The 8,755-nt window shown below is 75.7% G+C and carries 6 protein-coding genes; 1 reads left to right on the forward strand and 5 read right to left on the reverse strand.

Annotation, left to right across the window (positions count from 1 at the left end):
* Positions 1–199: 199 nt before the first annotated feature.
* From ABT048_RS41230 to ABT048_RS41250, 5 genes are all read right to left on the reverse strand, one after another.
* Positions 200–2,764, reverse strand: coding sequence for an ABC transporter permease (locus ABT048_RS41230; RefSeq protein ID WP_350526790.1), 2,565 nt, complete (start codon positions 2,762–2,764; stop codon positions 200–202).
* An 89-nt stretch (positions 2,765–2,853) separates the two neighbouring features.
* The gene (locus tag ABT048_RS41235; RefSeq protein ID WP_502894141.1) at positions 2,854–3,627 is read right to left on the reverse strand and encodes an ABC transporter ATP-binding protein; all 774 of its coding nucleotides are present in this window, start codon (positions 3,625–3,627) and stop codon (positions 2,854–2,856) included.
* A gap of 196 nt (positions 3,628–3,823) precedes the next feature.
* On the reverse strand, positions 3,824–5,023 hold the full coding sequence (locus tag ABT048_RS41240; RefSeq protein WP_350526791.1) for a sensor histidine kinase: 1,200 nt from the start codon (positions 5,021–5,023) through the stop codon (positions 3,824–3,826).
* A 176-nt stretch (positions 5,024–5,199) separates the two neighbouring features.
* Entirely contained in the window at positions 5,200–5,901 is a 702-nt protein-coding gene (gene cseB / locus ABT048_RS41245; RefSeq protein WP_350526792.1) for a two-component system response regulator CseB, read from the reverse strand.
* 213 nt (positions 5,902–6,114) lie between these two features.
* Positions 6,115–7,779: an immunity 49 family protein gene (locus ABT048_RS41250; RefSeq protein WP_350526793.1), complete on the reverse strand. Its 1,665-nt coding sequence runs from the start codon at positions 7,777–7,779 to the stop codon at positions 6,115–6,117.
* Between the two features lie 236 nt (positions 7,780–8,015).
* Between ABT048_RS41250 and ABT048_RS41255 the strand changes: the two genes are divergently transcribed.
* The gene (locus tag ABT048_RS41255) at positions 8,016–8,573 is read left to right on the forward strand and encodes a hypothetical protein (RefSeq protein WP_350526794.1); all 558 of its coding nucleotides are present in this window, start codon (positions 8,016–8,018) and stop codon (positions 8,571–8,573) included.
* The last annotated feature ends 182 nt before the right edge of the window (positions 8,574–8,755 follow it).

Genomic DNA, 8,755 nt, shown 5'->3' on the forward strand with positions numbered 1-8,755 from the left:
GGGGGGGTTTTGGCGGGGGTCTTGGGGTGTGTTGCTGTTTTCTCTGCCCTTTTTGGTGTTCGGGGTCCCCCCCCCCGATCGGGTGGTGGGGGGCCCCCCGTCCCCGATTCATGACGATGCTTCAGCCCGTGCGCGTTGCCCGGCTTCGCCGGACCGTTCGGGAAACCGCCCCCGCCGACCAGGGCCGGGGGCGGGTGCCTCATCCCTGCGCGGTCGCCGTCAGGGGGCCGAGCGCGGCCGCGCGACGGGCCGGCACCGCGGCGGCCAGGGCGCCGATCACCAGCGAGGCGGCGCACACCAGGAGCAGCGTCCCCCAGGGCAGTGCCATGGCGTAGTGCTCGACCGCGCCGGTGGCCAGCGGGCCGACGGCCCAGGCGCCGGCCAGTCCGGCGGCCAGCCCGAGCAGGGTGCCGAACGCGGCGATGGTCACCGCCTCCAGGCGGATCATCCGCCGGACGCCCCCGCGGTCCAGGCCGACGGCCCGCAGGAGGCCGATCTCGCGGGTGCGCTCGGCGACCGACACGGCCAGGGTGTTGACGATGCCGAGCGCGCCGATCACGGCGCCGACCGCGAGCATCCCGTACAGGACGGCCAGCAGGTCACCCATGGTGCCGGCGGCCTCGCGGACGAACCCGTCGCGGTCCTGCACCTTCAGCAGCGGGCTGTTGCCGACGGCGGTACGCAGCCGCTCCGCCATCGCCTTCGAGCTGCCGTCGGTGCGCACGAGGATCCGCTGGACGGAGCCGGGCAGGTAGCTGTCGGGCGCCACCTCGGCGCGGCCGGCGAGCACGTCGAGCGCGGTCGGGTTGTCCCGGTAGACACCCACGACGGTGTACGGGCGGGCTTCCCGGGCGCGGCCCATGCGGGCGTCGAGGCGGTCCCCGGGGCTGAGGTGGCGCTCGCGGGCGACGGTGGCGGAGACGGCGATCCGGCCCGGACCGAGGTCCCGGACGGAGCCACTGGTCACGTCGAGCCGCACGACGGTGCCCACCGCGTCGGGGTCGACGCCCGCGACCTGCAGGACCGCTCCGCCGGCCACCAGGGTGGAGTCCGTGACGCCGCTCGCCGCCCGCACCCCTGCGGTCTCTGCCACCCGCCGGACGGCGGCCGCGTCCACGCCGTCCGTGGTGGAGCGGGAACCGATCACGTAGTCGGCGGCCAGCCCGGCCGCCGCCCGGTGGTCGAGGGCCCGCGCGGCGGAGTTGCCGATGGTGGCGAGCCCGGTGACCAGCGCGGTGCTGATCATCAGCGTGGCGGCGGTCGCGGCGGTGCGCCGCGGGTCGCGCAGCACGTTCTCGCGGGCGAGTCGCCCGGCGACGCCGAAGCGGCCGGTGAGCCGTCCGAACGACCGGACCACCGGGGTGGCGAGCACCGGCGCGAGCGTGATCAGGCCACCGCCCAGGAGGGCGCAGCCGAGCATCGCGCTCCGCAGGTTCCCCTCCGAGGCGTCCTTGGCACCCCGCAGCGACACCAGCAGAGCGGCGCCGAGGACGGCCAGGGCGAGGCCCGCCGCGGTGCGCAGGCGCAGTCGGCCCGCGGGCGGCTGCTCGGCCGTCCGCAGCGCCTCGATCGGTGCGACCCTCGCCGCCCGCCGGGCCGGCAGCCACGCGGCGGGCACGGTGACGCCCACCCCCACGGCCAGCGCCGCGATGACGGAGTCCGGGCCGATCACCAGGGGGCCGCGGGGCAGATCGCCGCCGAGGAGGCCGGGCAGCAACGAGGCGATGCCGAGGCCGAGCAGGAACCCGGCCGCCGACGCAAGGAGCCCCACCAGCAGGGCCTCCAGGAGGACGGAGCGCGCCACCTGGCGGCGCTGCGCGCCGATCGCCCGCAGTAGTGCGACCTCCTTCGTGCGCCGTGCGACCAGCATGGTGAAGGTGTTGACGATGAGGAACGAGGCGATGAACAGCGAGACCCCGGCGAAGACCAGCGGCAGCTTCTCGTAGCCGCGGGTCAACGTGCCGACGAGGACGGCCTGTTGGGCGGCCTGGGCGGCGCCGGTGGTGACCTCGAAACGGTCCGCGGGGAGCACGGCGGCGACCCGGCGCGCGAGCTCGGACGGGTCGGTGCCGGGCGCGGCGGCGAGGTCGATTCCGGTGTAGTGGCCCGGGGCGGCGAACAGTTGCTGGGCGGTCGCCCGGTCGAACAGGACGAGCGTGCCGCCGGCGGTCACCCGGGTGTCGTCGGTGGTGACGATGCCGACGAGTCGCTTGGTCATCGCCGGCCCGTCGGTGGCGAGCGTGACCGGCTCGCCGAGCTTCAACCGGCCGGCGGCGGCCGTGCCGCGGTCCACGGCGATCTCGCCGCCGTCCTTCGGGCCCCGGCCCGCCACCAGCGGGTAGCGGCCGTCCGTCCCGTCCGTGCCGCTCGTTCCGTTCGTGCCGTTCGTGCGCGGGACGTAGGCGGCGGCCTGGTTCGCCCACCGCGCACCGACCCGCAGCGGGGTGCCGTCCGCGGCGTTCAGGACGGCCGAGCCGTCGGCGGTCGGCCGGACGGCCGCGACGCCGGGGACGTCGGCCAGCGTCCGCGCGAGGGGGTCGTCGAGCACGCCGGGCTGCTGCCCTGCGGCCGCCCCGGGCCCGGCTTCCCTGGCCGTCACGGTGACCGCGATGTCGGCGAAGTCCCTTGAGGCGGCGGCGCGGTGGGCCGCCACGGTGGAGTCCGCGAACACGAGGGTCCCGGACACGAACGCGACGCCGAGGCACACCGCGAACACGGTCATGGCCAGCCGGGCCTTGTGCACCAGGGCGTTGCGCACAGCCATTCTCAACACGGTCGTCCTCCTGGGGAGTCGGCGGGGTCGGGGGGTCAGCGGTTCGGGGGTCAACGGTTCCGGGGTCAACGGTTCCGGGGTCAACGGGCGGCGGCGCGCGCGTCGGAGCGCTGCATGACGGCCAGCACCCGGTCGGGAGTGGGGCGCACCATCTCGTCGACCAGGCGGCCGTCGGAGAGGAAGACCGCCCGGTCGGCGAACGAGGCGGCGACGGGGTCGTGGGTGACCATGACCACGGTCTGGCCCAGTTCGCGGACGGAGTCGCGCAGGAAGCCGAGGACCTCCGTCCCCGTGCGGGTGTCGAGGTTCCCGGTGGGCTCGTCGGCGAAGACGACCGCAGGCCGCCCGGCCAGGGCCCGGGCGACGGCGACGCGCTGCTGCTGCCCGCCGGACAGTTGCGCGGGCCGGTGGCCGAGACGGTCGGCGAGGCCGACCATGGCGACCACGCGGTCCAGCCAGCGCGGGTCGGGGGCGCGCCCGGCGAGGGCGAGCGGCAGGGTGATGTTCTCCAGCGCGGTGAGGGTCGGCAACAGGTTGAAGGCCTGGAAGACGAAACCGAGCCGGTCCCGGCGCAGCCGGGTGAGCTGCCGGTCGTCGAGGGTGCCGAGCTCGGTGGTGCCGATGCGCACCGAACCGGAGGTGGGGGTGTCGAGACCGGCGGCACAGTGCAGCAGGGTCGACTTGCCACAGCCGGACGGGCCCATGATCGCGGTGAACTCGGCCTCCCGGAAGCCGATGCTCACGCCGTCCAGGGCGGTGACGCGGGTGTCGGCGGCGCCGTAGACCTTCGTCAGGTCGGTGGTGGCGGCCGCGATGCCGGGGGTGTGGCTCAGGGCCAGGGGGTCGACGGTCACGGGGGGCTTCCTCCTCGGTGCGGGAACTGCACGTCGAAGGGTGTCCGGGGAACGTATCGGAGCCCCCGGCCGTCGTGTATCGGCCGCCGCTCCGGTGCGTATCGGTTCGGCAGCCGCGCTGTCGGACGGCCGTCGGTCGGGTCGCTGCCGGCCGTCGGGGGGCCGTCGGCCGTCGGTCAGGTGTGGCCGCCGGCCGTCAGTCCGGCGGCAGGGACAGGGTGGCGACGGCGCCCCCGTCCGGGGCGTTGTCCAGGCGCAGTCCGGCGCCGAGGAGCCGGGCCTGGCCGAACGCGATGGTGAGGCCGAGGCCGTGGCCCGAGCCGCGCTCCCGGGAGCCGGTGTGGAAGCGGCGCGGGCCGTGGAGCAGCAGGTCCGCCGGGAAGCCGGGGCCGTGGTCGCGCACAACGACCGTCCGTCCGGTGACGGCGACCGTGACCGGGGCGGCGCCGTGGCGGTGGGCGTTGACGACGAGGTTGCCGACGATGCGTTCCAGTCGGCGCGGGTCGGTCTCCACGTACCCGGAGCCCTCCCCGTCGGCCATGCCGTCCCCGTCGGCAGCGCCTTCCCCGTCGCCCGAGCTGCCCCCTTCCACGGTGACCTCAACGTCGAGGCCCGTACGCGCGACCGCCTCCGCGACGACCGCGCCGAGCGGCACCCGGGCGCGGACCGGCTGTTCGGCGCCGGCGTCGAGGCGGGAGATCTCCAGCAGGTCCTCGACCAGCCCGCGCAGGTCCCGTACCCGGTCGCGCAGCAGGTCCTCCGTCTCGCCCGGCGGCAGCAGGTCGACGGCGGCGATCAGGCCGCCGACGGGGGTGCGCAGCTCGTGGGCCACGTCCGCGGTGAACCGCCGCTCGGCGCCCAGGCGTCGGCCGAGACTGTCGGCCATGAGGTCGACGGCGGTGGCGATGTCGGCCACCTCGTCGCGGCCCCCGGTCGGCCCGGTGCGGGCGTCGAGGTCCCCGGCGGAGATCCGGCCCGCGGTCTCGGAGACGCGCCGCAGCCGCCGCGCGAGCAGCCCGGCCCCGTACACCGCGACGGGTACGGCGGCCCCGAGCGCGATCAGCGAGGCCACCGTCACGATCACGTCGAGCCGGTCCAGGGTGTGGAGCTCGGGGCTCATGTTGATCCGGACGGCGAGCACCGGGCTGCCCGGCCCCGCGGTGCGCTGGGCGCCCCAGACGCTCGGCCCGAGGTTCCCGTCGACGCTCCCGTCGTAGGCCGTGTGCCGGTCGTCGTCGCCGGGGGCGCGCAGCGCGGCGGGCAGGTCGGGCGGGTCGAGCGCGGCGCCGTCCACGAGCGCGCCGGTGCGACGGTAGACGTCCACGGCCGAGTAGACCGTGTTGAAGGCCCGGGCGTCGGCGCGGCTGCGGATGTCCTGCGCGGTCCACAGGTGCACCAGGACGCCGACGGCCGCCGCGACCAGGCAGGCGGTGAGGGCGGCCAGCGCGGCGATCTTCCACCGGAGCGACGTACGGCGCGGACGGCCCGGACGACTCGGGCGGTCCGAACGACCCGGACGACCCGGACGGCCCGAACGGCCCGAACGCGTCCCGCGAAGCGGTCGCACCGGGCTCAGCGCCTGAGCTTGTAGCCGAAGCCGCGGACCGTCTCGATCCGGTCCCGGCCCAGCTTCCGCCGCAGCCGCTGCACGCACAGGTCGACGACCCGGCTGTCGCCGTCCCAGCCGTAGTCCCAGACGTCGCGCAGCAGGGTGTGCCGTTCCAGCACGACGCCCGGGCGGGCGGCGAATTCGAGGAGCACCTTCAGCTCCGTCGGGGTCAGCGCCACGGGCGCGCCGGCGACGGACACCTCCATGCCGGCGGTGTCGATGACGAGGTCCCCGAAGGCCAGGACCTCCGCGGCGGGCACGGCCGGTTCCGGCCCCGGGAGCGGCGGGTACGTCGCGCGCCGCAGCAGCGAGCGGATGCGTGCGACGAGCACGAAGGTGTCGACCGGCTTGACCACGTAGTCGTCCGCCCCGGCCTCCAGCCCGGCGACGACGTCGAGTCCGTCACCGCGCGCGGACATCATCAGCACGGGCACCAGGCTGGTCTCCCGCACCCGGCGGCACAGCCCGATCCCGTCGAGCCCGGGCAGCATCACGTCCAGGACCAGCAGGTCGAAGCCCCCGTCGCGGAACAGCTCAAGCCCGGTGAGCCCGTCGGCCGCGGCCGTCATCTCGTACCCGTACCGTTCGAGCGCGACGGTGAACGCGCGCCGCATCAGCTCGTCGTCCTCCACCAGCAGCACGCGGATCGGGCGGGTGTCGGACACGGGCGGATGGCTCCTCTTCGGACGGCCGCCGGGGCGGGGGCGGAACGTGAAGGGACGATACAGCAGACATTCGGACATACCCGTCGTGCCACCGGCACCGATGCCCGATCAAGCGCTCCCTGATGCACGACGGATACAAAGCCCCCCGGGAGGCACGCGTCGGGACGGGCCGGGACGGGCCCGGACCCCACGTCAGCCGGGCCCGCCCCCGCGTCAGACGGCCCCGGCCCCGGCTGCGGCGAGCAGGCGCGGCGGGAGGTACGGCGAGCGGACGTGGACGGCCCAGCCGCGGCTGCGGCGCGCGTGGCAGGCCAGCGCGAGGACGTCGAGGCTGAGCGCGGCGCCGAAGTCGGTGGCACGGTCGGCGACGGAGTGGTGGTCGCGGTGGGCCTCCAGGGCGTCCAGCAGGGCGAGGTTGAAGCTGGTCTCGTCGCCCCGGACGAGCTGGGAGAAGAGGACCACCGGGGGCGGCAGGAAGCCCTGGTCCCGGGTGCGTTCCACCTCCTTCAGGGCCCGCTCGGTGGCCGGGAGCGGGTCGGCGCCGCGGAGGTGGTCGTGCAGGGCGGTGCGGTACGGGGCGAACGGGGTGCGGTCCTCGGCCGCGATGGTGGGGCCGGCCAGGACGAGCGGGTCGAGGTCCTCCGGGCTGCCGGTGATCAGGGCGTAGGAGAGGGCCGTCCCCCAGAAGACCGGGCCGAAGTCCCTGTCCCGGCTGGCGGCGAGCCGCAGCGTCCGGCCGTCGATCGCCACCTCGGCCTCGGTGCCCGGCTCGGCGAGGGCGGCCCGGAACACGGCGGCCCCCAGCCGGGAGCCGAGCCGCAGGTTGGCGAGCTGGGCGTCGGTGGCGTCGGCGGACTGCGAGGCGCGCGCCGCGAGGAGGTAGGTCTGGTAGCGCAGCGCGCCGGTGAGCTCCCACGCGTCCAGCGGCTCGCCCTCCTTCGGTGTGACGGCCTCCGCGGTGCGCCGCTCGAACCGCGCCTCGCTGTCCGGGCCGAGGGGCAGGGCCGGGCTCGGCCGGTCGACGTCGACGGGCCCGGCGGCGAGCCGGGCGACGGCGTCGGGGCGCGGGTCGCGGCCGAGGCCGTGGACGCGCGGGCCGGGGGTCTCGAAGCCGGTGACCAGGGCGTGGGGCAGGTAGTCGGTGTCGACCGCCGGGGTCCAGCCGTGGGTGCGGTACGCGCGGGCGGCGAGGGCGATCGGGACGAGCGGCAGGAGGCTTGCGGGCCCGGTGCCGTGCGGGCCGTCCTGGAGGAGCGCGAGCAGGGCGGCGTCGAAGGCCTCGCGGTCCCCGTCGGTGAGGGCGCGCAGCGCGCGCAGGCCGGGCTGCGGCTCCGCGGGGGTGGGGAAGTCGCCCTCCTCGAAGAAGTGGGCCACGAAGGCGTCGACGAGTTCGAGGGCGGGGGTGACCGGCTCGTCGGGCATCAGCTGACGGGCCCAGCCGAATGCCTCCCCGTGCGGGGAGACCCGGTCGGCGACGATCGCGAGGCAGAAGGCGTCGAGCCACTCCCGGGCGGTGACCCGGTGGCGGGGGTCGCGGTCCTCGCCGTACTCGGGGTCGTAACTCATCCCGAAGTTCGGGTAGTCGAGGAAGACGTGGAAGCTGTCGACCGGGTAGTAGGCGGCGAAGGAGACGGCGCCGGCGGCGGCCTCGCAGGCGTCCTTGAGGACCGCCTTGGCCTCGGCGGAGTCCAGGTCGGGCCGGGCGGTGGAGAGGGCGCCGAGGTAGTCGAGGAAGGAGTCCGCGATCAGCTGCCACTCGGTGGTGGTCATCAGACCGGCGCGGGAGTAGGAGTGGACCTGCCTCCCGATCCGGTTCACGAAGTCCTCGCCGGCCTCCACCACCCGCGCCTCGTCCACCCGGTGACGTTCGATCCGCACAGCCCTGCCCCCTTGATCATCGACTTGGCCCCAGCCTAGGCAATGGGTCGGACATCGCGGCCCGCGGGCCTCACGGCACCGGCACGGCACGGCGGTAGGTCGAGCGGAGGAGGAACGGTTCCCCCGCCGGGGGAGTCGGTTCCCTCCCTGCGACGGAGGCCACGACCGGGGGTGCACTGGGAGGTTGGAGGACGTCGGGAACGGCCCGACTCCCTTCTCCCCTCGGAGGATCGACCATGCGCAAGCTCACCACCGCCGTCGCGCTCGCCACCGCGGCCGCGGCCCTCGCGGCCGGGACGGCCGGCACCGCCTCGGCGGCGACCGCGTCGGCCGCCCCCGTACCGGCCCGGCACCTCGCGCTGGACGGCTGGACCCTGCTCAACGAGCACGGCCCGGGCCCCAACCCGGGCGAGCGGCTCACCGCGTGGGTCAGCGCCCGTACGGTCGACGGCAACGCCCGGGGGCACGCCGTGGTGCAGCACGTCTTCGAGACGAGCGGCACCGTCCGGGCCGAGTTCGACGTCGACTGCCTGACCGTCGACGGGAACGGCGCCGTCACCGTGACGGGGTCGATCTCGCGGACCGTGATCACCCCGCTCGGGGGCGAGCCGTACCTCTTCGACGAGGGCCGGCACCCCGAGGCCGGCCTCACCTTCTACCCGACCGACGAGCAGCACCAGCGCCGGGTCGGCTGGGGCCGGACCGACCCCGCGACGCACTCCGAGGTCACCAGGTGCGGCGCGGTCCCGGCCGGCTTCTGGATCGTGGACGGCGGAACCTTCCTGCGCGGCTAGGGTCCGTCGTCCAGGAACTGGGTGTCCCCGCCCTGTTCCACACCGGGCAGACCGGGATCGGCGCGGGCCTGCCCGGCGGGCGCGGCATGGCCGCGCTGATCGCGAGCACCGACCCGACGCTCACCCCGGCCGACATCCGGGCCCGGCTGGCGAGCCAGGCCAACGACCTGGCCTGCCCCACG

Origin of the sequence: Kitasatospora sp. NPDC096140 (assembly GCF_040303045.1) — a bacterium.
Lineage (GTDB): Bacteria > Actinomycetota > Actinomycetes > Streptomycetales > Streptomycetaceae > Kitasatospora.

What these genes read in the sequence shown, in the direction of transcription:
- ABT048_RS41230 (WP_350526790.1), bottom strand. Translation starts at nt 2,764, where the DNA reads ATGGCTGTGCGCAACGCCCTGGTGCACAAGGCCCGGCTGGCCATGACC.
- ABT048_RS41255 (WP_350526794.1), top strand. Translation starts at nt 8,016, where the DNA reads ATGCGCAAGCTCACCACCGCCGTCGCGCTCGCCACCGCGGCCGCGGCC.